This is a genomic window from Pseudoalteromonas sp. PA2MD11, from assembly GCF_017808125.1.
Classification (GTDB): domain Bacteria; phylum Pseudomonadota; class Gammaproteobacteria; order Enterobacterales; family Alteromonadaceae; genus Pseudoalteromonas; species Pseudoalteromonas simplex.
This window is the reverse complement of record NZ_JADKNF010000001.1, coordinates 417,606-443,212: the sequence shown is the minus strand read 5'-3', so window position 1 is coordinate 443,212 and position 25,607 is coordinate 417,606. Positions and strand designations below refer to the sequence as shown.

General features: G+C 39.2%; 13 protein-coding genes. 4 read left to right on the top strand and 9 right to left on the bottom strand.

Annotation, left to right across the window (positions count from 1 at the left end):
• Positions 1-44: 44 nt before the first annotated feature.
• The 8 genes from ISP07_RS01900 to ISP07_RS01865 form a co-directional block, all read right to left on the bottom strand.
• The gene (locus ISP07_RS01900) at positions 45-4,136 is read right to left on the bottom strand and encodes a poly-gamma-glutamate synthase PgsB (RefSeq protein ID WP_209326601.1); all 4,092 of its coding nucleotides are present in this window, start codon (positions 4,134-4,136) and stop codon (positions 45-47) included.
• Positions 4,126-8,403, bottom strand: a complete 4,278-nt coding sequence (locus tag ISP07_RS01895) for a hypothetical protein (protein ID WP_209326600.1) — start codon at positions 8,401-8,403, stop codon at positions 4,126-4,128. The genes ISP07_RS01900 and ISP07_RS01895 overlap by 11 nt, the downstream gene beginning before the upstream one ends.
• Positions 8,388-9,134 (bottom strand): hypothetical protein, encoded by a 747-nt coding sequence (locus tag ISP07_RS01890; RefSeq protein ID WP_054551773.1) that lies wholly within the window; start codon positions 9,132-9,134, stop codon positions 8,388-8,390. The genes ISP07_RS01895 and ISP07_RS01890 overlap by 16 nt, the downstream gene beginning before the upstream one ends.
• Positions 9,124-11,388 (bottom strand): hypothetical protein, encoded by a 2,265-nt coding sequence (locus ISP07_RS01885; RefSeq protein WP_209326599.1) that lies wholly within the window; start codon positions 11,386-11,388, stop codon positions 9,124-9,126. The genes ISP07_RS01890 and ISP07_RS01885 overlap by 11 nt, the downstream gene beginning before the upstream one ends.
• The gene (locus ISP07_RS01880; protein ID WP_209326598.1) at positions 11,375-14,488 is read right to left on the bottom strand and encodes a poly-gamma-glutamate biosynthesis protein PgsC/CapC; all 3,114 of its coding nucleotides are present in this window, start codon (positions 14,486-14,488) and stop codon (positions 11,375-11,377) included. The genes ISP07_RS01885 and ISP07_RS01880 overlap by 14 nt, the downstream gene beginning before the upstream one ends.
• Positions 14,488-16,398, bottom strand: a complete 1,911-nt coding sequence (locus tag ISP07_RS01875) for a hypothetical protein (protein WP_209326597.1) — start codon at positions 16,396-16,398, stop codon at positions 14,488-14,490. The genes ISP07_RS01880 and ISP07_RS01875 overlap by 1 nt, the downstream gene beginning before the upstream one ends.
• 9 nt (positions 16,399-16,407) lie before the next feature.
• Complete coding sequence (locus ISP07_RS01870) at positions 16,408-18,621, bottom strand: CapA family protein (protein WP_209326596.1); 2,214 nt, start codon at positions 18,619-18,621, stop codon at positions 16,408-16,410.
• 327 nt (positions 18,622-18,948) lie between these two features.
• On the bottom strand, positions 18,949-19,602 hold the full coding sequence (locus ISP07_RS01865) for an OmpW/AlkL family protein (RefSeq protein WP_209326595.1): 654 nt from the start codon (positions 19,600-19,602) through the stop codon (positions 18,949-18,951).
• A gap of 233 nt (positions 19,603-19,835) precedes the next feature.
• Between ISP07_RS01865 and ISP07_RS01860 the strand changes: the two genes are divergently transcribed.
• Both ISP07_RS01860 and dapE read left to right on the top strand, forming a co-directional pair.
• Positions 19,836-21,254: an MATE family efflux transporter gene (locus ISP07_RS01860; protein ID WP_209326594.1), complete on the top strand. Its 1,419-nt coding sequence runs from the start codon at positions 19,836-19,838 to the stop codon at positions 21,252-21,254.
• 70 nt (positions 21,255-21,324) lie between these two features.
• On the top strand, positions 21,325-22,503 hold the full coding sequence (gene dapE / locus ISP07_RS01855) for a succinyl-diaminopimelate desuccinylase (RefSeq protein ID WP_209326593.1): 1,179 nt from the start codon (positions 21,325-21,327) through the stop codon (positions 22,501-22,503).
• A 50-nt stretch (positions 22,504-22,553) separates the two neighbouring features.
• On the opposite strand, the gene ISP07_RS01850 is transcribed toward dapE, so the two are convergent.
• Entirely contained in the window at positions 22,554-24,272 is a 1,719-nt protein-coding gene (locus ISP07_RS01850) for a lysophospholipid acyltransferase family protein (RefSeq protein ID WP_209326592.1), read from the bottom strand.
• Between the two features lie 123 nt (positions 24,273-24,395).
• Here ISP07_RS01850 and ISP07_RS01845 point away from each other — a divergent pair, with 123 nt between their 5' ends.
• On the top strand, positions 24,396-25,316 hold the full coding sequence (locus ISP07_RS01845; RefSeq protein ID WP_209326591.1) for a 2-hydroxyacid dehydrogenase: 921 nt from the start codon (positions 24,396-24,398) through the stop codon (positions 25,314-25,316).
• Positions 25,317-25,411: 95 nt separating this feature from the next.
• Entirely contained in the window at positions 25,412-25,546 is a 135-nt protein-coding gene (locus ISP07_RS20655) for a hypothetical protein (RefSeq protein WP_262387613.1), read from the top strand.
• The last annotated feature ends 61 nt before the right edge of the window (positions 25,547-25,607 follow it).

The following is a 25,607-nucleotide window of genomic DNA, read 5'->3' as shown; positions in this document are numbered from 1 at the left end:
GTAATCCTTTTGGATTACCTTGCGTTTTTATGCTAGGTTAAAAGTTAATTGGGTTTAGATTTGTTAGCAAACCAGCCTGATTTTTGATTGCGGCTTAATTTGCCTAATATTTTTATCGCCTTTTCTAAGGTAATTCGCTGATCAGCTATATCTTTATAAATTTGATTTGCTCTTTTCTTACGTTTAACAGCTGCTCCTGCATCAAGAAATGACTCAACCACTTGATTTAAATATTGAATAGGCAATGCTTGCTGTTTCTCAATGTTATCTTCAGAACTATATGCCTCAAGTTTTTCAAGTAGATTAGTGATTTCTGCTTGGCAGAACTCATTCTGCGCCAAGTGCATTTTTTTCAATGTGCTCAAATGTTGTTTTAATGTGGCCACTTCTAACCTATTAAAGGAAACAATCATGTTGAGGTTTGTTAGTGCTGTTCTGAACTCCTTAGCTGTACATTGTTGGTCAAATAGATGTTCAAGAGTATGGTTTATTCGCTGCCACTGCTGCCAAGCGTAAACATAGTTCAAGCCAGCGCCTTTAATGTTTTGCATACCAACAATAACTTGATGGTTATTTACTAAACCTAATTGGGCAATTGACCACGTTAGTTCATCAGCAGATAAACTACTGTTTTCATGTAACACAACGTTAGATTTTATTGTATTTACAATAACCTCTTTTAGCTTTTCGCTATTGTTAACGATATCTTGCTTAAGCAACTCTAATGTTTGACGTTGTTGATAAACAAATAGATTTTGTAAAATAGCCGATGCTTCGGCCTCATTTAAGTTACCGGTAGCATCTTTCAAAAGAGCGTTAATATTAGATTTCTTAAGCGAGTCGCCGTTTAATTTTATGAGCTTATTAGCAAGAGTTAGATCGTATGCGTCGCTCAAACGAGCAATTAATTGTTCTTCAGTTAAAAAGTTGAACTGAGATAAAAGTTTATTAAATTCTTCTAGATCATTATTAGCAATAATTTTATCTAATCGCTCAATGAGTGCGTTAATAAAGTAGCTATAAAACCCATCAACGTTTGTACCAATTACAACTATTTTATCGAAACGCAAATCGTGACTTAAAATATCTGCAAACACTTTTGAGCGAGCCACACGGTCATTTCGGTTATTGATTAAAGCAATAACCTGTTTTTTGGGGTTGTCATTTAAATCATAGATCCCTAACCGTTGCCAATTCTCTAACGTTGCTAAACGTTCATTTGCTGACATGCTATTAATAAATGATTGTTCTACTTTACCCACTTTAGCTTTTTCAAAATGTTGTAAAACACCAATATCAGGAATGATTCTGGCCGATGTTTCTTTGTAAACATAGTCTTTACTTAAGCCAATATGCTGTGCCATTTTACAAACTAGCGCAATATTAGCTGGATGTTCTTGGTATGGGTATAAAGAACGTATATCGTCTGTAATTTGCAAGCCATCGGACCAATGCACCTGGATCAAACTTGAGTTCTTCTGCTTGGCATTGACGTCTAAAATAGGAGCCATATTTTGTTCGCTTGTAAATACTAAGCTATTCTCGCCAATAAAGTGACTGGTTTCGTTTGCAACATCGATACCTGTTGGACCGAGTATATCTTCATGGTCTGGGTAGGCATTTGTTATGGTTGAGAAATTGTCTTTCATCCAGTTGCGAAGAATACGCACATAACGTGGTGTGAGCCCCATACATTCCCACAAAAATACGTCTGCTTTTACATTCTTAGCAAAGTGCAAAACATCTCCTTGCTCCCAAATACTGGCCTTATCGAATGGACGAAATAAGGGGATTTCAAACTGCTCACCACTTGCCCTTGCATAAATCATCGTAGCCTCACAGCCCGTTGTTTTACTTACTACTTTTAGACTTAAGCTGCTAAAAAGGGCCGCTTTAAGGCGTTCTGTTCCGGATTTCCCACGTGTTCCCCAGCCGCCAATCGATACAGGAATAAGTGCTCTGTCAGATTGAATCTGACGGCTTATTTTTATATGTCTCGCCCAAAAGTAAGCGATAAAGCTAATGACAAAAAATATTAGCTGGCCAATGCTGTTTTGGTAAATTGAATACGCATACTCTTTAAAGCTTGACCCAATGTTAAAAATAAAGGGTGTAATTGCGAGCTTTTTATAAAGGTTAGCAATACCTGATTCGACAGGGAACGCTACATCAAACAACATTCCATACGGTTGGAAGTCTAGCGTAAAGCCCTTACTACGAATGTTTTCTAGGTAGTGTTGTTGTTCTACTTCAGTACCATTTCGTAACTCATTCAATTTTTCGTAGTTTAATGAAATCCAACAGTATGCATATAAACGCTTAAATAAACTTGTTGGTGGTGAAACTATCAAAATGCCATCAGGGGTATAGGATTTAGCTGGCGCTTTTAAATTATCTTGAGACAAGGTACTTAATAAGAAATCAAGTAATGGCAAGTGTGGTCGTGAGCTAAATTGATGCTCATCAAAACGAGGCTCACCGGGTACTTCTGTCTGGCTTATCTCTGCAACAGTACAACTTGGTACATGCATAAATGCACTAGGCTTTCTGGCCTGTAAATGATTATAGCTTTGTCTTTTTCCGGTACTAGGGTTTTTAAATTCATGCCATAAGCGCCAGATTCTAAAGCCACGCTTATAACCCAATTGCACCTGCCATGACTTTTTCTTAAGGTTAACATTGAAAGCTTCATAATACTGAGCTTGTTTACTTAGTAGTCGGCCAAGCAAATCTTCATCTACTTCTTTACAGTCAATGGATGTGTCTGAACTTAAGCTCACCTCTAATTGTGCAACTTGTTGCTGATGCATAAAACTGACTAACTGCTCTCGAACACGGCTAATAATACGTTTTACTGCAAGGTTAGATTTTTCTTCAAGTTGTCGGTTTAATACATTTATAAACGCTTTAAATATATCTTGAGTGTAGTCATGATTATCATTATCAACTTGAAGGTTAAACATGATCCTCGGAGTGAGTTCAAGTAATAGACGTAGTTCTGCAAAGTTATCAGTTTCCTCAAGGAGTTGTTGCCATAATTTAAAGCCTAATTGCTGTTCACTAAAGCGCGGGTCTGATAACTGTTTAACTAATGTTAGTCTTACAGCTGGGCTGTTTTCAAGTTGCATCCGCTCATTGAGTAAATCGGTTACACATGACCAAGGCAAAACGGAACATTGCTCTATAACACTTTGACGAACACGAGGGTAAGCATGTTTAGCAAGTAAAAAAATCAGTTTACGGTTTGCCTCATTTAAGGAAAACTGTTTGCTGATGATTTTGGCAAATGAAGTAATTAAAAATAACTGCTGGCGATCTACTTTGCTGTTTTTATCAACGTCCAGATCAATATGAGAGCGCATAAAGTAGCGAGTAAAAGTGGGTCTAAGATTAATTAGTATTTCTAAAATATCGACTTTTGCTGCGTGTGGTGTTGTTGGCTTCTCTAATGACTGTAGTAAGTTTTCAACTAAATCTGCATTAAACTCAGGATCTTCGACATATTCATTAAGCAAATTTACCTGATTAGCTAACGCTCTAAATAATGAGTTTCGTGTTGCTTCATTGTCTGTTTTTTCTAGTAGGTTTAAAAAGAAGCCTTCTAAATCGAGCCTTAACCATGACTGAGCCATGTCATTTTGGTGATTACGTAAATAACGGTTTGTTAAATCACCGAGCTTTCCTATCAAAAACTTTAATGATTGCTCAAGTTCAGAGGTTTTATCTTGGTAACGATTAATCATTGCCCCTTCATCAAACCAACGCTGAAAAGCATCTTGATCCTTTTGCAGTTGCAACTCACTTGCCCCTAATGTTTTTGCATAATCAAGGATATGAAATTGCCTCTCGGCTTTTAATTCCGCATGACTCAAACGCTCAACAAAGCGACGATGATCGCCATCAAGTTTGGTTAATTGGTTTTGCAGCTTATCAATTTTGTGAGTTAAAAAAGCAATAGCTTGAAGCAACAACCAATCATCTTCGTCATAATCATCTGGCTGGTTCTTTATAAGCTTCCACTCACTTAATTCGTTAACGAGTTGCTTATACTTTTGGCGATAAAGGTCTAACCAAAAATTGGCTATATCGGCAAATAGTAGAGACTCAAGGCGCTCTTTTAAAACTTTACTGCTCATAGTCACTCAGCTCTAACAAATGGTTAAGTTGAAGTGTTGGAAAAATAATTTCATCGTGTGCATAGGGAGCAAAGCCCGTATGCAAGTTATTGCCAGATGAAAACTCAACACTAATATTGTGGTTATTCCAAACCCAATCTTGTTGCCAGCTTACTTTAAGCCAGCCTTGTGAGAAGCCCCCTAAGTCAATCTGCTTTTGCCATGCAAAGCGAGAGATATATTGCCATGTGGCAGTTGCACGATGTTCATCAGCGAAGCGGTAATAACTATCTAGCCCCACCTGGAAAATATGGCCTTCATAATATTGATTCCAACTAGAGTTAAAACGTAAATAATCCAAGCTGCTCCAATCATCATTAGAACCGGAAGAAACACCAAAGTTAAGGTAGTTATCGACCCAGGGTTGATATCTATATTGGTAGAGCCCTAACCAACCAGATGAATGATTTTCTCTGTAAAAATTAAAAATACCTGAGTTAAGCTTATCATCAGCGAGGTAGTCAGCTAAATCGGCGCTGCTGTAGCGAACATAAGGAGTTATTTGCCATTGATGGCGATGTACTGAGTCTTGTCGCCATATTTGGCCAATACTAATGCTGGCATCAATCGCGTATTGACTATCAAATTGCTCTCGGCTCATTTGCCAGCGACTATTAATTTGGCTATCAATATACCAAGGCGTTGTTTCATCCTCCCAAGAGTAATATCCATTTAAATTAATAATATCAGTTTGCGTATCACTGAATGAGTAATATCCCTCTAACTGATACCATTGATTATCATCATTTATCCGAATTCTAGCGCCAACATCAGTTTCTTTGCGGGTGGGAATATCTTCAGCGCTTTGAAAAATTTGCTGTTGATCATAACGAGCAAAAACTTGCCAGTTGAGTTCATCTGCGTGTAGTTCTGTTTGCTCCTTAACGATTTCTACTTTTTCAGGCGCTTGATAGGTGATCAACTCTGGCAGGGCAGCTTTAGTCTGCGAGTAAGCAGAAATTTTATTGTTATACTCGCTTAACTGCCAACTGTATAGGCGGACATATTCCAACTTTTCAGCTTTAACTTCGATTTTTCCTGCAGGATGAAAAAAGCGACGTTCTGTTCGTCTTTGTTCGTCGATTTCTTCCAACTTGATTAGCCTGTCGGCCGATAAAGTTGCTATTAGCGGTGTGTCTGGTATTACCGTGTAGAATAATAACTTGGTTGGTAGCTCTAAGTGCTGCCATTTTCCGGCTAGATATTGTTCTGCTTCTATTGTTAAGTATTGTGATAGGTAAGGGTTGAGCCATCTAATACTGATTATGTTGTTATCGAGCTCTTGCTTAGTAAAAGTAAATGGCACACTTTGTTGTTGTGAAACTGACCAGGTTTTCAGTTCATTAGCTAGGCGAAGTGAAACATTTGCGACATTGTCTCGTGCTAACTCTGCAGTAGAGAAGTGAAATTTAAAACGGATTTGTTGTCCAGCAGTTTGAGCTAGATCAATATGCAAAGTATGGAATGGTCGTAACTGTAACCCTTGCTCTGACGCAGACTGGGTGTTAAGCAAGGTAAAACGATCAGCAAAGCTACTTTGTGCAGGAGCTTGCATTTTAAATAGTCGAGTTCCAGCATAATCTAGCATGCTTTCAATAGGTTGCCACTGACCAAAACTTTCAATTCTATTCTGAATGAAGGTCGATCTAGCTGTTGCTGGTAAGGTCTCTAGACGTTGCAGTAGCTGAGTGTATTGATTGTCGTTTAAACGCCTTTTGCTTAATTGGTATAAGCCATTAATTAATAAGTCATACTGTGATGCGGTAGGTGAATAAACTAATGACATAAAGTCTATTGCAGTCAGGTTATTGGCAGCATCAGACTGGTAGTCAAATTGTGAAACTAAATCATTAGGGAGCAGGCTTACATCAAGGTATGTCATATGATCAGCGCTCAAAGTCAGAGTTTCTCCGACTTGCAAGCTTATAATTAAGGTTGCCGATATAGATGCTAGTTGCTGATTATCTATAAACTGAATATTTGCTGGAATATCACTAAAAATTGGCATCAATTTATGCTGATATTGGCTATCGGCTTTTAGCCAAGCCGTTTGATATTCACCATTTTGTTTCGCAGCTACCCGAGCTTTGATCGCTAAATGAATAGGGTGTGTAGCAGTAAATTTCCACGGTTTCTTATCACTTAGCACGGTATTTTGTACTTTGCCTTGTCCATCAATAAGTCCAGCTTGCTCTGCTGTTACTAAGTGGTATAAAGGGTCATTTTGTTTAGTATTTGAAACCAAACTTTGAAAATTTAGTGCTGCGAAACTTGGTTCTGCGATGTTTCGCTGATCAGACTGATGAGCTAGCCACGTCGCTAAACGATTTTTCTGCTGTTTAACAGCAAGCCTGATCAAGATTTTTCTACAATTGGAAATTGACGATAAATTACCAGCGCACAAGGCAAATAGCTTGTAGTCTTGATGCTGCTCTTGGTAAATTTTAATCAACTCTAAACTTGCAAAATGCTGCAATTGAGCCTGTTTTGCACTTTTGTATAAACCTTCTAGATAGCTATTCGCTAAATGGAATTGTTTTTGCTGCCTCAAAATATCAATTCTTGCTTGCCATGCTTTTTCCGCAACTTGATGGTTACTATGCTGGCTAAGCTTTTTCAAAAAGCGAAGGGCATCCAATGGCGCAGATTCTGCTAAATCATTAGCAGTCATTAGCAGCTGTTCCCAATCTGTTATGTTTAATTGCTGCTGTGCGGGTGTATAAGGTTCAATTGATGCTAAATAGTCCGCATGCTGCTTGTGCAAGTAGTTATTAATAATCAGCTCTGTGGTAGGGCTCTTTGCACTTAACTTGTTCGGCTGCTGGTAGAGTACTTCATCCATGGGGATATCAGCTAGAGTTCTTGCGTATAGTGCAAAATCAACATGTTCCGTTGTGTTTTTAAGTGCTTGTATAGAAAGTGATTTTTCTTTTAAAGGCACAGAGAGTGTTAATGTTTGAAAGTGTTCTGTCGCTTTCAGGTTAACTAGCCAGCTTTGCTCACCTGCGGTGAATTTTAATTGTGTGTCATTGTTACTTTTTGCAATTAGGGTAAGCCAAGGTGTAGCTCGTTCTTTTACCGTTAAGTCAAACACTAGTGCAGATTGAGACAGAGCTGTTAAAAGTCTAGTCTGATGATTGATACGAGGGTAAAAATGATGATCGACTAAACGCAGCTCAGCAAGCTCGGTGATGGTTTCACTTTTACTTTCTACAGGCAATTGGTTTCGATAGCTGCCAACAAGTTGTGAATCGATGCTCATCATCGAAAGCAAGTTATAGTATCGCTTTACGTTAAGCGGGTCATTTTCAGAAAAAACAGTGTTACTTAACGGCCCCAACGAGTGCTCTTGGTAAATTGATTTTAAATGATCATTGGCAGTATTTAGCCAATATGGCATTAGTTGCTTTTCTTGTTCTTTTGCGGCTGCACCATCATCATAAATTGCGCGGTGGCTTTGCTCTATTTTAACCAGTGAATTTGTTGCGCTTTTAATGGTTAGGTATTGGCCTGCGTCGATAGCCAAATAATCTGAGTTAACTAAACCAACATTCTTATCTGAATATTCAACAGCGAGACTATTAATCGTATTCACTTTTGCTGTTAAAACGTTATCAACATAGGCGTACACAACACCGTTTCGATCAGGAAGTTGCATATTCTGCCTAACAGATAGCTTTAATTTTTTTGCTGCAGGAAAAAACAGCGTAACTTCTTCATCTTTTTGCAGTTGATAATAACGCTCATTGCCTTGCTGTGTGGTCAATAAAACAGATGGTTTTGCTAGCTTGAGTGCACGTCGAAAACTATCTCTTTTTGCTTGATAGTGACCGACAAGAGCCCTAAAGCTAGCGCTTTCGTCAAGGTGATTCTGAATGGCAATTATACGATTATGGCCTGTTGCCGGAAGCTGGCATCGTTTCGAATTACAAAGTAGATCCCGATGAACTTGTAAACGCTGCTGAATGTATTGTGTGTTTCCGGCGCTGATAATAAATTGATTTAATAAATCGGGATTTATCTCAAGCCAATGGCCTTCTGGTAGCCATAAATACTGATGCTGCTTGGCATCAAATTGCAACTCTTGAGTAGACGTTAAAGGGGCCAGTTTTGGCGTTGTTTGTAACCAAAGAGGGGGCTCAAGAACCGCATGCTCAGGCTTAGCAGCATACACCATGTTGATGCTGAATAATGTAAAAGTGACTAAGGCTATTATGATATAAGGCATTGGCTAAACTGCTTTAAAAGTTGGCTATTAGTTATTAAACGCTCACGCATTTGACGGCTTAACTCGATATGAAAAAACTGGCTATTAACAGGCGCCATGTCGGTAAGTATATTTTTTGTCCCTCCGAGCTCAAAAACATCACGACCAAATAGCATAACATTAGAGCCTACTTGATTATTTAAACATTCAGATATTTTTACAGTTGCTTTTGACGGTGTTTTAGAGCCATTGCTAACAATGATATCTGCATTACGCCCTTGTAAAGTTTTTCGCTTTTCCTTTGCAAACCCATGTACCTGATAAATAGAAAAAGACTCTACAGTCTTAGCATAGGCAAGAATAAATGCATTCGCGCTACTAACTTTGTATTTGCCAAAATCGAGTTTATTATTACTTTGATCAAGGGTATTTCTATGTTTTGAATTTGTGAGTAACACCTGACATTCAGCAAACACTGCCTTGGCTATTTTTAGCGTGTGTTTATCAAAATAGCGATGAGGTGCATAAGCAATACAGTTATTACCAGTCTTCTTATAATGAATCTCGCCACCGGAGGTAATTGTTTTTTTTGCTTTAAAAACACCATCCTTGTAATTGAAGTGTGTTAGTTCAGTGTTCGGTTTTAATAGCCAAGCATGAAAATCTTCTGTTAAATCATGCAAGCTAGTTTCCTCGGCACTGCATGCCGCCATAAAAGTGCAAAAAACCAGTAACATAGCATTAATTTTCATTATTCCACCACCTTACTTTTTGCTCTTGAGCAGGGTACTCATCGAGAATAGACAGCCAGATTGTTTCTGATGACTCGATTGTTATTGAGTGTAAAGTATCTATATCACTTGATACTAAGTGCGTGACACTTGGATAGCTATTCAGTCGGCTATTCTTTGGGTGAATCAAAAAAGCATTAATTAGTTCAGATGGATAAAGCTGATATTTTTGCTTTTTAATACTGTATTCGCTTGTGAGTCCTGACTTGTATTTTGCTCTTTGTTTGACACTAAGTTCAACGGGAGCCTTATTATTTGATTTAGCAACTTTGAAAACAAGACTAATAGGGCGCTGATACTTATCAAATCTGAGTGTTAGAGGAGTCTTTTTATTTAGTTGGTACAGGCGTTGTTTAACCCAAGGCCGATTACCATACCAATTTTGATACATTGAGCGAGAACTGTCTTGGATTTGCTGTAGTTGTGAAACAGATAAATCCGCCATATTAGCTTCTTTAGCACTATTACCCTTTAAACGATAAATTAGGCTGTTATCTTCAGAGTTAATATACGGCGTATAATTATTCTTATTATAAATACCGTAGTTAAAAACCTGAGCGGGTTGTTCAGGTAAATAGTACTTATTGGGGCTTAGTGTCAGTGCTACATTTGAAATTGGTAGCTGATCAAATAGTTCCCTAGATTGATAGTATGTGACTTGTGGATCTAACTCTGCTGGTGGCGTGAAAGTCCGAATATTCGAAAAGTGCCCCATCAATGTAAGTTCATAATGATTATTGGCGCGCTGTTCATACCACGCAGCGATATCATGAAAGTTTGTAGTTGATTCTGTCACCAAGCCGTGAGTTAAGGCTCTTTGGTAGTTAAAATCAGCAAAGCGGGATTTCAGACGAACATAGACATCTTTATCTGCCTTGACTTCGACTCGCCTTGCATTCTTTGGTGAGCGCAAATAGTAAGTTACTAACATACCAACATCTTGACGTTGCGTGTTTTCGGCAATCAAACGATCAAACTCTGAAGCTTGTCCTTTCAATGTCACAGAATAGCTCTCGATTTGCTCGTTACTTTCATCAAACAAGGTGACATTTAGTTGGCTTGTCTCAAGAGCTCGAACTTCAATATTTAAATGGCTTTGCGATTCAATATCAAAACTGACAGAGGATTGGGTGTTAGCCAAGTAACTGCCTGAGTAACTAGTTAAGATTGCATTACCAGATAATGTTCGCCATTGCGTTAATAAATTATCTTCGCTGCAGATTGTGACTAAGCCCAGATTAAGAGGTTCAGTTTGATAACTATTAGCTTCGTCTGTTGCACTAAAGTTTACAGGTAAAGGAGGGGAAAACTGTAGTTTGTCATACCAAATTAACGAAGGAAGCAGCCCTTGTTTGTCTGTTTTGAATATCAGGCTATCGGTTTCCTCTAAGCGAATACTCGCGCAAAGACCCGGTTTCGTGAAATAAGAGCCTAGATCATGTTGCTGTTCACTAAAGTCATATGTGACTACATTGTAGGGTAAACTTTCATACAATATGTCTGATTTAAAATCTATGTCAGGAATTCCCTGTGGTGCAATCTTTTGCCACCAAAAGGCCATGGCATTTCTAATCTCTCCATCAGTTAAAGTATTTTCTCCCATAGTAAGGTAATCAGTTGCTCGTCTGCGTCTTTCTAAAGGACGCTTTAGCCAGCTGTTAAGCGGATCAATACTTTGCTCAGGAGTTTTAGCGTGGACCCTAACAACCACACCCTGTAGGTTAGTTTGTTCAGGAATAAGCGTTAGATCGAGACTCGCAGCATTAGGGTAATCTTTAATAGGTAAATAAAAAGATTGACCAGATGCGACGTTCAATGATTGTTTGTTTTCAATTATTTGTTTTACTTGTTGCTCTTGCGAGTTTGTAACCAATTTAGATGCATGATGGTAAACCTTGTCTAAAATGACATCTCCTTCTTGATCATATAGCACGTATTTAATTGCATAATTAACCGGTTGATCAAGTACGACTGACTGATCAAACACGGCATTTGATAAAATGCGTAGTGAGTGAGTACGTTGATTTGAAAACGTAAACTGTAGTGGCTTTTGACTACTAAGCCACTGTACATTTGAACGTGTTTCTTGACTAGTACGCGCATCAATGGGTTCAGCGGAGTCGATCCATACCATTATGTTTCGTGAGAAATAAAAAAGTGCCACTAAAGCAATTGTGATTGCTAAAATAGCAAGTAGGCGTTTAATTAAGTACATATGCGCCTCCAGCCATAATGCTATTAAATAAGCTCAGATCAATAAGCTGGTTATTGGTTGGATTGTAGATTGCCACAATATCGTTATTGTACTTAATCATAAGCGCGTACTTGTCTGCATTTTCCAGCTTAATGGTGTGTAAAGAGCAATCTTTAATTTGCTCGCAGAAACCGCTTAATGATGTTAAACGCTGATGAGCTATATAGTTTTTAACGAGAGTTTGAATTCGTTGCTTTTCTTTAGTCGAGATTGCTTGCCAGTTTAGTGGCGACAAGGTAGCCAGATTTATAGTTTTTACCTTTGTATTGGTAGATATTGCCAATAATCGTTGCAATACGCTGTTTTGGTCGATTGAAAATTGTTCTTTAAAGTCTGATGCCAGCCATAATGTTGCCAGCTCACTATTGCTATTAAATTGTTGGTATCCTGATTGAGGTGAGCTGCCTATTTCAAGACCTCGCGTTGATTTTTGTCCTGATACCACTTGATATTCAACCCCTAAGTTATTCAGTTTTCCGTCGATTTGTTTCATTAGTGGCGAGGCCACATCGCTGATGCGCGTAGCTGAGAATGCAATTGCATTTGGGCGTACCCATGACGGCGCGCTATGGCTGCGGATTTGAATGTGTAAACTAGGCTGATTAGCTGTAAAGCGCAAATAGCTTTGATGAATAACATTAAATAAAGAGTCAATATTATCAGCCCCAAGTACATTAGCTTTAGGGTGCGCATAAGGGTGAGCCCCCGCAATTAATAAATTGGCAGTGTTTGCCTCGGAGAATAATTCAGCTGCAAAACTCAGCGTATTACTTTCAAATAAAGGCCTTGGTACACTGAGTGTGATAGCTTCATGAGCAGTCAATTTAAAAGCGTAAAGCCCTTGTCCTTGTGAGCGCGCTTCATTATTTTTAAGTGGGCTTAACAATAGATATCGACCACTGCTATTGTTGATTAGTAGCAATTGATAGTTAAGTAGTTCGGTTGTGCCATTGATTTGCTTTAACTGATTAAGCTTATCTTCTGTCAGTGGGGCATTACCTATCTGTGTAATTAATTTATAGAGTGGCTTTAAAACTTCATACTCCCACAGCGCTATTTGGCTTTCTGATAGAGGTTGATACTCAAAACTACCTTTTTTACTAATTTGATAAGCAAACTCGTCAACAATAGTATGTATTTCTTCATTGATAACGCTAATTTGGGGGGTATTGTACTTATAGTTATCGCGATAAATGTTAGCCAAAATATTAGTATAGTTAGCACTATCTAAAAATAGTTCAAGCATAGAGCCCGAGTAATTCGCTGTTGGCAAACTGCTTTGTGTTGCTGCACCAAAATAAGTTGCCTCACTGCCTATAAATTGGTGAATGTCTCTTTGGCTAATTGAAGTTGGTAGTTGGTTATATATCCAATATTGGCTGTCGAATTTATTAGAAGGCTTTTCAACTAGTGCAGCCGTGAAGCGATTAGCTTCTCGAATTTGTAAGATTTCGTCACTTTGTAGTGCGTCAATGAAAGCTTGAAAATAAAAGCTTTGTTGATCTTCCGTTGCAATCGTCTTTTGTGGCGTTTTAGCAGTGCCAAATAACATTGCTTTATTATTCATATGTTGAAAAATCAAGCTTGCAGAGTCACTCGCTAGACTTTCTGTAATTGGATAGGGAATAGTTATCAACAAAGGAGACTTTGGCGTTTTATTAAAAATAAATAGCCCCCTTTGCTGACTTTCGTAGGTATCTACCAAGTAAACATATTGCTCATCACTTTCAAGCGAAAAACCCAGCTCGCTAAACAAATAACCAAACTTTGCTATGGATTGCTTGTTATCAAGCGCCTGATTTAACTGGTAAACAGCATACTTAAAATCATTAATTGCTTGATTAGCTTTATAACTACTGACTGTTACTTTATCTGTCCGAGTTGTGTATAAGTAGCTCTTATATTGGCTTACTTGTTGATTTAAGGTGATGACATGTGGATTGTCGATATCTGAATGTACATCCTGATTAGACAGCAAAGAGGGCACTAACATCACTAAGAAACCTACAGTAATAGCGAAAATGCCGCCAATTACCGAAGTTTGAAATGTTGCTCTGATTACTAATCCAAGCGCATTCTTTTGATATATTTTTAGTGCTAGTAGAGTTGCAAGCATGTAGCCAAATGCAAATGTGTCTGTCACTTTGAGCGTAGGGAAATACCAAACAACGACATAATTCAGTATTAACTTATAGACAAAGCCTATAGTGAAGAAGAACATTAATAGTCTGGCACCCTCAATGTTCGCATGTCTTAGCCGAGTAAAATGCACCAATGAGCTACCAATTATTAAAATAACGGCCGTTTCTATAAAAGAAGTTAAAAGCTTTGAAGGCTGAGTTAATTGCAGTGCAAGTAATGCCGGTAGCATTATTCCATTGAACTCCCAGCCGTACTTTATATTTGCTCTGGAAGCAATAAATGCAGTGATGACTAGTATGATATATGCTTTTGGTGCCGCGATGATTGAAGCGGCAACGGCTTCGTACATAATGCCCAAATTAGCAATACTAAAATTAGTAAAAGGCATTAAGACAAAACGAACTAGCAAGAAAGTGATAAGTAATTGAATGAAAGTTACTTTAAGCCCGTACTTAAACCCTCCGTTCCACATCACGTTCGCTGTTAGTGCGATAATAATAAGGCCTAAAGAATAAAGCTGAGATGCATAATCAAAAGTAATATCCCATTGGCTTAACTGAGCGGCAATTAAAGGCCAAAACAATGTGTCCATGCAGACACGCACAAGAATACTAAGCAAGATTATGGCGAAAAAGCGATCCCGCCCAAACATTTCTCCATAGCCAAACTTTTCCATCATATAATGAGCACTAAAGCGCATTAATGCATAAACAACGATTGCCTCGATAATAATAACCGCAGCTGAGGTTGGGCTAATAATCAGTAAAGGGACTAGGTAGCCTGGTACAACAAGCCCCGTCAGAGGGAAACCAAAACGCAAATTTAACAAGCAGACGACCGCAGTACCTACCCATACGGTAGTAATAACAGACTGGCCTAAGCCTGTGCCTGCAGGAAAAAGCGCGAGTACAAAGTCCATTAACTTTGGTCCTCTTTAGTGGCTTCTTGCTCGTCTATAACAGCATGGTTATCAATAAATTCAAATAAGATTCCTGATACTTGAAATGGTTCGCCTGAGGCTGTTTGCGAACTGTCGGTGTTCAGCGCTTTAATACTTAGCGTATAGTTTCGGTTATTAAGTTTGGCAGGTAAACTTATCTCAGCTTTGTTTAACGTCACATAACGAAGTTTGCCCTTGGCAACCTCAGTATCCAGTTTGCAACAGCGGCATAATAGATCTAATGCAGTCATCTCAAAGACAGCAATTTGATGTTGTTTTGCAAATTGCTCTAATGCGGCATTCGTCTGAATAACTTGGCCAAATAAGTTAAACAAAATATTAGCAGAACGAGTGTGGCTGAATACCATTTCTAAAGTTGTCATTTTTTGCTCCATTTCATCAATAGAGCGCTTAACTCGCTGGCTCGTAGGCTCATGCAGTCTCAAGTTAAGTAGTTGGTTAATTAGAGTTTTATTTTTTCTCTCAGTGGCTTTAAAAATATGGTAATGGAATAGCAATTCAGCGACTTGAGCAGCAAATCTATTAACATTCTTTTCAAAGGCTTGTTGATTGAACTGCGTATTTGGGATCACTGAAAGTGCCCAGAAACCGCGTACATCACCGGCATAAACAAGCGGTACCATAAATTCAATTTCATTCGCACTAACATGCTTAAAAAAAGGTCGAGTTATTTGCACTATCCCCAATGACTTTAACGCATTACTGTAGGGCGTTCGTTGATAATCTCTGCGCATTTCTTGTATGTCATCTAAATTACAATTCATTGCACGAATTTCTACAACTCGGTGATCATCTTCTTTGCGAGCAAGGAAAATTGATTTCTCTAAGTCTAATTGTTGACTGATTAACTGAATAATAGGGTCCCAAGGCGAAGCTTGATCTATAAAGCTTTGTGGTATGAAGCGTCCCATCATCTTTTGTTGGATATTATTTACCACAACATTAAGCTCTGCATCCTCTGTTACTTTGCGGACAACTAGGATCCAGAGAAGGGTGATAAAGGTAAGTATAATGTACTGGCCTATCGGGATATAAATCTGCATTGATTCAACGAAAAAATAACCAATTGTGCACCAGACAAAAATACTCATGAAGGCAATGAAAAATGAGTAAAAGAGTGATAGTTTCTGAAAACTAAAAAGCAGAACCACCACTAAAATTAATTCAATAACAATAGAGTAGGTTGGTTTTAGCAGTGTTACTACAGTGTTCTTATCAATACTGTCAGCCATGTAAGCCGTGAGTAATAGTGGGTCATGTAAGCCGTTAAGTTTTGGCGCGTGTATTTGCACGTTAAATGAGGAAGCTTTTTGACCCACAATGATGACTTTATTTTCTAATTGTTCACTCATAACATCAAAGTTAAGCACTCTTTGAGCACTAAATTTTGGTAAAGCGGCCACGGCGAGCTTAAAGTCAATCAAGGCTGTTTGATTATTTTCATAATCAAATATTTCTTGCCAAATACTTATGCAATTCAAACCCTCTTGAGAAGGAATTTGAATCTGATAGGTTGCCCAAGCAATTACATGAGGGACACAATAGCTTTTGTTTGAGTACGGATAGAATACATTGTCTATCGGTAAGGGCTGCAAAGGTTCATCGGCTAAGACAATAATCGCTTTTGGATTATAATCATGAAGTTTACTTACCAGCTGCTGGTGATTATTGCTCAAATTATCACTGTTGACTAATACGATATTAGTTTGCTGTGTTTGACCTAATGGCTCAAGTGCTTGGTATAAAAAAGCATTACTTGCCTGAAATAGGTTCAGTAAATTGCTGAACATTACAATCACAAATAAGCTAACTGTTAACCAAAACGCACGTTGGTGCCTCAATCGTAACAATTGTTGAAATACAGCCACTGCTCCTCCTTAGTCAAGTAAAGTGAAAGTGAGCTTTATACTCGTATCATTACTTGCAGAGACTTTTAAAAAGTCAAATCCATGCATTTTACTGGTTTGCCATTGCTTATTTTCAAGACTGATTGGGTTTTGCCAAGTGATCATCGCGATATTGTCTAAGCGCGTCATTGCTTCGCCATTACTTGGCGCATATTGTCTAAATTGAAGCTTAATACCACGAGGCGGTAAGTTTTTTGGGCCAAGGGTAAAGTCGTCAGAAGGTAAGCTGAAATCATGGCTAAATACTTGCCACGAGTTATCACCTCCGTTGCTGATAACAACTTCATTTTCCGAAAAAGTAAGATCATCAATTTCGGTTGTATAAGTTAACAAGCTTTCTAGCTTGCCACCATTCTCAGATTGTAAGTAGCCATATAATGAGAAATCTTTACTCAATAATGGCGCCCCATTTTCGTCAATCAATTCCATCACTCGCATAGTGTGTCTAAAAGGAATGATTGAAGGGGTATTGTCAAACTCATCGCGGCTAGAGCAAAGAGCTTGAATCCCAGCGTAGGGTTTATCGGTGCAAGGAAAAACGCTATCACTAGTATGATCCCAGCGACTTACCTCAAAAGCTTCTGAGTCGTTATCCCAGTCTTCGAAATCGCCGAATACCATGATGTCTCGGCCTAAAATACTATTGCTAAGCTCACCACTAGTCACTTCAATATTAGACAAGTATGCAGCGGATGATGGTGCATATTGACGTAAGTCAATTATGTCACTGCTGCTATCGAGTGTAACGGTCACTTGTGAAGTACGCTTTGTTGCTTGGTCTTTAGAGAAATATACTTCAGCATAGTTGTCACGCGGTATTAACGTTACCGAGTCATCTGAGAACTCTGCTAGACGGCGCACTAAATAGTTACTTAAAAAGCCAGTGGTAAAACGAGGCTTGTAGTCTTCAATGTAAATAGGGTAAGCAAAGGCACGATTTACTGTTTGTGTGTCTGCGTTTAGGTCAATCATCACCGCAACACCTAATAGAGTGTCTAATCTAGGTTGATCAAACACAAAGTTACCTAAGCCGAGTACTGCAGGAATATCATTATAAACAGCAAAACCCTGAGCAACGTGAGGGTGATGAGCTATTAATAAATCAGTATTTTGCGAAGAAAGAGCTTGGAACCGACCGTCTATATAACTTGTTGGCGAGTAACTATATTCATCACCGCCATGCATTTGTGCAATTATAAAATTATTAGTATCAAGAGCTTGTAGAGTATCATTTACTGCATTTGCATTGGTAAGATCTGCCGCTCCTCCTTTACTCTGCTCTGCAACATAATTAAATTCATGCTCATCTCCAGTGATAGAGGTTGCAGCAAAGAGTGTTAAGTTAATATCCCCAAGACTAGCATTCACAGGTGCAAGAGCGTCAGTGTCATTTATTCCAGCACCACTGTGTAAGAACCCCACATTTGCAACTTCTATAAGTGTGTCTTCAAGACCCGATTGTAAATAGTCATACACATGGTTATTACCGAGCCCCAAATAGTCAACGCCTATGGCTGAAAGTCCTTGGAGTGAATCAGGTAAAGAAAAAAAGCTAAACTCTTTTGTTGGATGAACGGTACTAGGATTGCTTGTTACTGGTGATTCAAAGTTAACAGAAGCAAAGTCTGCATTTAAAAATAGCTCAGCAACATCGGCAGTAATTGCAACACTATCTGCCCCAGCTGTTTCAGGGCGAATAAGTGCATTTTTAACATCGGGGATGTTTGTTCCCATAGTCGATAAGCTTGGATCTAAATAACGGCGTCCAAACATAGTATCTCCAGCAAAAATCAGGCTTTTACTGTTTTGAGCTTTTGTTTCTAATTGTACTTGAGAAGTTGCATAATTTGGTTGATTAACGATAACCCCTGCTTTTGCAAAGTAACCGTTTTGTTGCACCATTAAGGCATGGTTACCATAAGGCAAATCGCTAATGTTAACTTTGCCATTGGCATCTGATGTGTAGCTTTGTCCTGCGACTTTTATGACAACATTGCTTAAATTGGCTTTACTCTCATCCACCACTGATAGGGATAAATCAGCCTTACCAGCAAGTAAAGTTTCTCTAGCACTGATGGAATCTTGCTTTTGCTCTTGCGGCTTATCTTCATCAGGGTCTTTCACTTTACATGCTGTTAAGGTTAAACATGAAATTATAAGTAAATAGTTGATAATCTTTTTCAAAAGGCAAGCCTCGTTATCATTTTTTTTACATTCTATAGGTCAATATTATTATTGCTATATTGTATCTTTGTTAGTTATCGGGAACAATAACCGCTGGCTCTGAAAATTCAGATAATTCTTAGTACGTTGAAATTTAGCAAAATAAATACGTCTTAAATTGAAGTTTAGCTCAAAAAAATGTTTTTTTTCAAAAATATAATTTGTTCACTAGGGTTTAACAAATATGATGCCAGAGTTAAAGAATAAATTTGTAATCGACTAAGTGAAGATGAAAAAAAAGGCCATTAAATGGCCTTTTTGTGCGTATGGGCTTTCACAAAATGAAAGTTAGAATTTGTATTTAACACCGAACATAGCAACAACTGGGTCAATTTCTACCGTTGAAGTTAATGCCTTTGCGCCGTCAGCATAAACTGTTGCGTCTGTATCGATGTCGATTAGTGAAACCATGCCATGTAGGCCCCAGTTTTCACTCATCATGTAGTTAAAACCAGCTTGAGCTGCAAAGCCAAATGAATCATCTAGTTTTACTTCTACATCGTCAGTACCTAATGTTGCTTTTAAAGCCGCAGAAGGTTTCTCATCAAAGAAGGTTGTATAGTTAATACCTACACCCACAAAAGGACGGAACTTATAAGTTGAGTCTAAGAAGTGGTACTGGGCGATTAGTGATGGTGGTAATTGCTTAATATCGGCAATTTTATTGCCCGCTAAGCCACCAGTTCCTTGAACATCATGGCTAAATGGTGTCGCTGCAACTAATTCAAGAACCCATTTGTCATTAAAAGAGTAATCAATCGTAATACCTAATTGGGTATTGTCATCGCCACGAAGTCCTAACGTTGGCGCTTCATTGATTTTTGAGCTGTCGTTATCAGGGTTTACATTAATTGCACCTACATTCACGCTTAAGTTTGCGTTTGCAACAGGAGAGAGTGCTAATAGTGAAGTAAGTAATGCAATGCTTAATTTAGTTTTCATGTTGTTCTCCGCGAACTACTTGTCTTAATTGGTTGAGGCTATTATTACTAAGTTGCAGCGGACAAAACCTGTTCTAGATCAAAGTTTCAAAAATGTTTGAACTAAGTGAAGCCATTTTTTGATTTAGATTAAGTTTTTAAATGGGAAGATCAAAAAAAGATTGACTCTTATTGACTCTACATTCAGTTGCGGCTGGTAAACTAACGGTGTTATTTGCTTATTAGGTGTTTTGCATGGCTGCTCCTCAGCACTTATTTCTTCATGGCTCGATTTCAAAAGCGCTACTTAAATTAGGTATCCCGATCATCTTAATCAATATTTTGCAGTCGGCTTATCAACTGACCGATGCATTTTGGGTAGGCCGGTTAGGGGCAGAGCAAGTAGCTGCCGTTTCTGTCAGTATGCCGGTCACTTTTTTAGTGATTGCTATTGGCTCTGGGTTGGCAATGGCGGGCGCTATTTTATCCGCTCAATACATGGGAGCGGGTCAGCAAGATAAGGTTAATCACGTTGCTGCCCAAACTATGTTAATGGTGACAATTACCGCAACCATACTTGGCTTAATAGGCTATATGCTTTCACCATATTTTTTGACTTTATTAGGTGTTGAAGATCAAGTGTTTGGTGATGCCCTTAAATTTATGCATGTATCTTTTATCGGCGTTGTGTTTGTATTTATTTATGCCATGTTTCAAGCATTAATGCGTGGTATAGGGCAAACCAAGGTGCCGCTCTATATTGTAAGCGGTACTGTGTTACTCAATTTTGTGCTTGACCCCTTACTGATTTTTGGTTTTGGTGACTTTTCGGGTTTTGGCGTAATGGGCGCTGCATTAGCCACACTTATCACGCAAAGTTTAGCGGCTGCAATCGGGGTATGGGTGTTTTTGCGAGGGCGTCACGGCATTCAACTTAAACTCTCTAGTTTTAAACCAGACTGGCAGTATATGAAACAAGCCTTCTTTTTAGGAGCGCCAGGCTCGGTTGAACTCTCTGCGCGAGCCTTTGGTTTAATTATTATGTCGTTTTTGGTGGCAAGCTTTGGTACGCACACGATTGCCTCTTATGGTGTTGGATCTAATATTTTACAAATGGTGATGATCCCCGCAATGGGTCTTTCAATGGCTGTTTCGACTTTGGTTGGTCAAAACATGGGGGCGGGAAATCCACAGCGTGCAGCACAAATAACACGATTAGCCTCACTTTGGGGACTGCTGGGCCTGACAATAGTGGGTGTTGTTGCTTATCTGTTTGCTGAATACTTGGTGGCTTTTTTCATTCCTGATGATGAGTCTGTGATAGCGGGTGGTGCAGAGTTCATTCGGGTTATGTGCTTAACTTGGGGCGGAATAGGCGTGCAGCTTTGTATAGTCGCTGCATTTAGGGCTTCAGGCAACATGCTAAATGCGATGGTTGTGTCACTGCTTTCACAATGTGTTATTCAATTTCCTGCCGCGTATATTTTGTCTAAGCATACCTCTCTTGGACCGCAGGGGATTTGGTATTCGTTTGCTATTACGAATGTACTTGTGGCGATTATTACTTATCTTTGGTTCGCAGCTGGTCGTTGGCAACAAACACAATTAACCAAAGAAGACAAAGACATTGCCAAGGTAACCCAAGAAACCCTTATTGAAGAAGGAAATCATTAATTTAAGTTTCACACTGCGGTCATAATCTCTCGATGTAATAACCTAAGCTTTCTAACTGATTAGGGTTATTATGAGTTTGATATCAAATGCAGAGTTAGTAACGCACCAGTCGGTGCAATCTGAGGTGGTTGAAACATTACAAACCTTGCTCCGATTTAAATCGGTAACGCCCGCTCAAGCTGGTGCAATTGATTGGCTTGAAGGTAACTTAAGCCAGCTCGGCTTTGATTGTGAGGTATTTAGCTTTAATCATGTTACTAATTTAATTGCTAAAATCACCTTTGGTGAAGGCCCTATCGTTGCTTTTTCTGGCCATATTGATGTGGTCCCTGCTGCAGAAGGTGATTGGCGAGTTGATCCTTTTAGTGGCGAGATAGTCGATGGCAGTGTCTATGGCCGTGGCGCAGCAGATATGAAAGGCGGTGTTGCTGCGATGCTTTGCGCAACAAAACGTTTTTTAGCGCAAAATAGCAATAAACGCGGCACATTTTACTGGTTAATAACCTCAGATGAAGAGGGCGAAGCTGAATACGGATCCTTATTGATTGCTGAGCGTCTAGCCAAACAAGGTGTTGTGCTTGATGGTTGCCTAGTTGGCGAGCCGACGAGTCATCAGCATGTGGGTGATACCATTAAAAATGGCAGGCGAGGCGCGTTGTCTGCTCGATTATGTATTCAAGGTAAAGCTGGGCATGTTGCTTATCCAGAAAACACCATAAACGCTGCACATTTAAGTGCAGAGGTCGTAAAGCGCTTAACGGCAATTAGCTGGCACAAAGATGAAACAAGCTCGGCAACAACACTGCAAGTAACCGGCATTAATATAGCCAATGTGGTCGATAATCTTGTGCCTGCTCAATGTGAGATCACGTTTAACGTACGTTATAGTCATGGCTACAAAAGTAAAGACGTTAAAGAAGAAATTCAGTTTGCATTGGCAGATTTAGCATCGCGGCTAACGCTTGTTTGGGAGCGTCCGTGCGAATCATTTTATACATTGCATCAGGCGTGCAATTGCTTGTTGCAGCAGCTTGAACAAGCCGTGCATGAAGTTACAGGCAGCTTCCCTATGCTTAGTACCAGTGGTGGCACATCAGATGGGCGATTTTTTGCCAATGAGCACACGCAAGTGATTGAATGTGGCGTGCGAAACCATACCATTCATCAAGTTAATGAGCATGTTCCTATCGCAGATTTAAAAACTATTGAGCAAATATACTTAGCTGCGCTTAGAAATATCTTTAATTAAAAAGAAAAAGTCGGCGAATATGCCGACTTTTTTAAGCTATTTTATAACGACTATTCGCGTGGCTGCCCTAAGTATCGTTTGGCTTTACTCGCTTTTACTTTATCTAAGTCGACAAGCACTAATCCATCAATGCAATTATTGAACTCAGGGTCGATGCTAAAACTTAAAAACTGTACGCCTCCTGGCTCGCAAAGCTCTGTGTATTGTTTGAATAAGGTTGGGACTTGCGCACCAATATTGGCAAGCACATGCTTAAGTTCAACAAAATCTTCTTTAATATCATCCCCAGCAAATAACTGAGCACATTGCTCTTTTTGTGATTCGGTATGGCGATATTCATTGTTTGGAATGGCTAATACTTGTTTAGCACCATAATAATGCTGGTAATAGTGAACCAATAGCGATTTAGCTTGCTCGGGGAGCGCGTTAGACACACTGACCGCGCCAAATAAATAGCGGTATTGCGGGTACCGGTTCACAAATGCGCCAATGCCAAACCACAAATAATCTAGGCTCTTTCTGCCCCAGTATTTGGGTTGCACAAAACTGCGACCGAGCTCAATGCCTTTTTCAAAATACGGCGTCATAGCATCGCTGTAGCTAAATAGGCTGTCAGTATATAAACCTTTGCGGCCATGTTTTTCTATAATGTCTTCTGCGCAGGCAAGTCGGTATGCGCCAACTAGTTCAAGTTGTTTAGCATCCCAAAGTACAAGGTGTTGATAATCCATGTCGTATTTATCGATATCACGGCGTTTACCACTGCCTTCACCGACTGCGCGAAACGCAATTTCACGCAGTCGTCCTAGCTCACGGAAAATCGGTGAGCTACCACAGTATTGGTATAAGTAAATTTTCATACCATCAGAGGTTTCACCTAATAATTCACACTCTTCAATGGCTTTTTTAAGGTCTTTTGTTGCTTCTGGGCTAGCAATGGGAGTTTGCGTTTTTAACGGCAGAGGTTTTTTAGTGATAAGTCGATACAGTTGCTTTCTTATCAGCTGAGCTATTTCTTTATCTTTTAAATTCTCGATTAAATATGACTCAGGTGGGATGGACGCGCCAATTTCAAACTCTAATGATTTTTGTCGCTGTTTGAACATCTCTTTGACTAACAACAAACTGGCTAAGGGTTTGTAGATCATTGAGGTGCCGTAGAATAATGGGCTGTTTTTCGCTTTAATGTAAATTGGCAAAATAGGTGCGTTGGCTTTCTTTGCCATACGTAAAAAGCCAGTATTCCATTTACAGTCTTTAATGCCCGTTGGACTTAAGCGTGACACCTCTCCTGCAGGAAAGATTAATAACGCACCGTCTGATTTTAAATGCTGTTGGATATTAGCCAGCTCTTTCTTTTTGCTTGTACCAGAGAGGTTATCAACGGGTAAGAGTAATGAGTGCATCGGAGTGATTGACATCAGCATGCGGTTTGCAACGACTTTTAAGTCAGGGCGCACACTTGATAAGACTTTTATTAGCGCTAATGCATCAAGAGAACCGATAGGGTGGTTAGCGACAATAACGACATTACCTTCACTAGGAATATGTTCCATTTGCTTTGGCTTGTAGCGCGTGTCAAAGTCTAGCTCATCAAGTACTTGCTCTACAAACTCAAGTCCTTGTAAGTGTGGGTATGCATCACCAAAGGCAACAAACTCTTGCTCATGTAATAAATAACCCAGACCTTTCTTTACTAAGCCTTTTACTTTTGGTGAATTTTCTAACTGTGGTAAATTTGCTTCTATTACTTTATCAACACTGATCATACAAACCTCAAACATAAACGCATTCAGCGATGAGGTTAGGGTAAGAGTTCGCTGTGACAGTTAGGTTGCAGTTGTGTGACTTTTTAAAGAGCGCTTCGAGGACGAGGCAAAATGGAGAAGACAATGATTTTACTTGTAGCTGTAACAGGCCGAGATTGCAGCCAATTAATTGCTCGATTACAAGCGTTATTACCAGAGGTTGACGTGCAGCTCTGGTCTGAATGCACCGACTACGAAGCTGTAGAGTTTGTACTGGCTTGGAATGTCCCTGCTGATTTATGGCCTAAGCTAGTAAATTTAAAAGCAGTTTCTTCATTTGGTGCAGGCGTTGATAGCATCGACTTAACGAAGATAGCTGCGCATGTCCCCGTTGTTAGAATTGTTGATGATAATCTTGCAAATGATATGGCAGAGTACGTGTTGACCCATGTGTTGGCACACAAGCTGAGACTCAAAGAATATTATTTAAAACAATCAGCCAGTACTTGGAAGCCAAAGCGAGCGTATTCACATCAACATGTGGGTATTTTGGGTTATGGTGAACTAGGTAAAGCCTGTGCTAAGCGTTTACTCGCAAATGGCTTTAGAGTGAGTGCTTGGTCTAATAGTGAAAAACACGATGCTGAAGTAAGCACCTATTACTCACAGCAGGGGTTAGATGACATGCTTGGTCAAATTGATTATCTCGTGTGCTTGCTGCCACTTAACCAACACACTCAGGGTATCATTAACAAATCACTGCTAAGTAAATTGCAAAATCATGCGGTGCTTATTAATGTTGCCAGAGGCAAGCATGTTGTCGATGAAGACTTGCTTGAAGCACTTGATAGTGAGCAATTACGTGGCGCTACCCTTGATGTGTTCAGCGAAGAGCCTTTACCTAAGGTGCATCCTTATTGGTCTCATGAAAAGGTGATCTTAACACCTCACTGTGCTGCATTGTCAGATTTAGAGACTGTGACGCTGCAAATCGCGGGTAATGTCAAAAGATTAATTGAAGGTGAAAGTCTAATAAATCAGGTTGATAGAACAAAAGGTTATTGACACATTACAAATTAGTTTAATATACACCTTGTTAACATCTGTAATTTTGCTATTCTGGAGTTGCTCAATAAAAAAACAATAATAAAAGAGGCGTTATGAAATCTAATCAAAGTGGAGCTAAATTTAGTCTGGTCGTCGTGTCAGTTATCGTTTTAGGTGTGTCAGCATGGTTTAACCAAGCTAATGCATCGGAGCAACCAGTTCAGGACATTGAAGTTAGTCAATCATAACCACACAGCATGCTCATCGAGTGCAGCACGTTTAGATGCTGCACTTTAATCGCTTATTCAA

Bases quoted from the DNA above. Each gene is read 5' to 3' on its own strand.
- ISP07_RS01900 (WP_209326601.1), bottom strand. From the start codon at position 4,136: ATGAGCAGTAAAGTTTTAAAAGAGCGCCTTGAGTCTCTACTATTTGCC.
- ISP07_RS01895 (WP_209326600.1), bottom strand. From the start codon at position 8,403: ATGCCTTATATCATAATAGCCTTAGTCACTTTTACATTATTCAGCATC.
- ISP07_RS01890 (WP_054551773.1), bottom strand. From the start codon at position 9,134: ATGAAAATTAATGCTATGTTACTGGTTTTTTGCACTTTTATGGCGGCA.
- ISP07_RS01885 (WP_209326599.1), bottom strand. From the start codon at position 11,388: ATGTACTTAATTAAACGCCTACTTGCTATTTTAGCAATCACAATTGCT.
- ISP07_RS01880 (WP_209326598.1), bottom strand. From the start codon at position 14,488: ATGGACTTTGTACTCGCGCTTTTTCCTGCAGGCACAGGCTTAGGCCAG.
- ISP07_RS01865 (WP_209326595.1), bottom strand. From the start codon at position 19,602: ATGAAAACTAAATTAAGCATTGCATTACTTACTTCACTATTAGCACTC.
- ISP07_RS01860 (WP_209326594.1), top strand. From the start codon at position 19,836: ATGGCTGCTCCTCAGCACTTATTTCTTCATGGCTCGATTTCAAAAGCG.
- dapE (WP_209326593.1), top strand. From the start codon at position 21,325: ATGAGTTTGATATCAAATGCAGAGTTAGTAACGCACCAGTCGGTGCAA.
- ISP07_RS01850 (WP_209326592.1), bottom strand. From the start codon at position 24,272: ATGATCAGTGTTGATAAAGTAATAGAAGCAAATTTACCACAGTTAGAA.
- ISP07_RS01845 (WP_209326591.1), top strand. From the start codon at position 24,396: ATGATTTTACTTGTAGCTGTAACAGGCCGAGATTGCAGCCAATTAATT.
- ISP07_RS20655 (WP_262387613.1), top strand. From the start codon at position 25,412: ATGAAATCTAATCAAAGTGGAGCTAAATTTAGTCTGGTCGTCGTGTCA.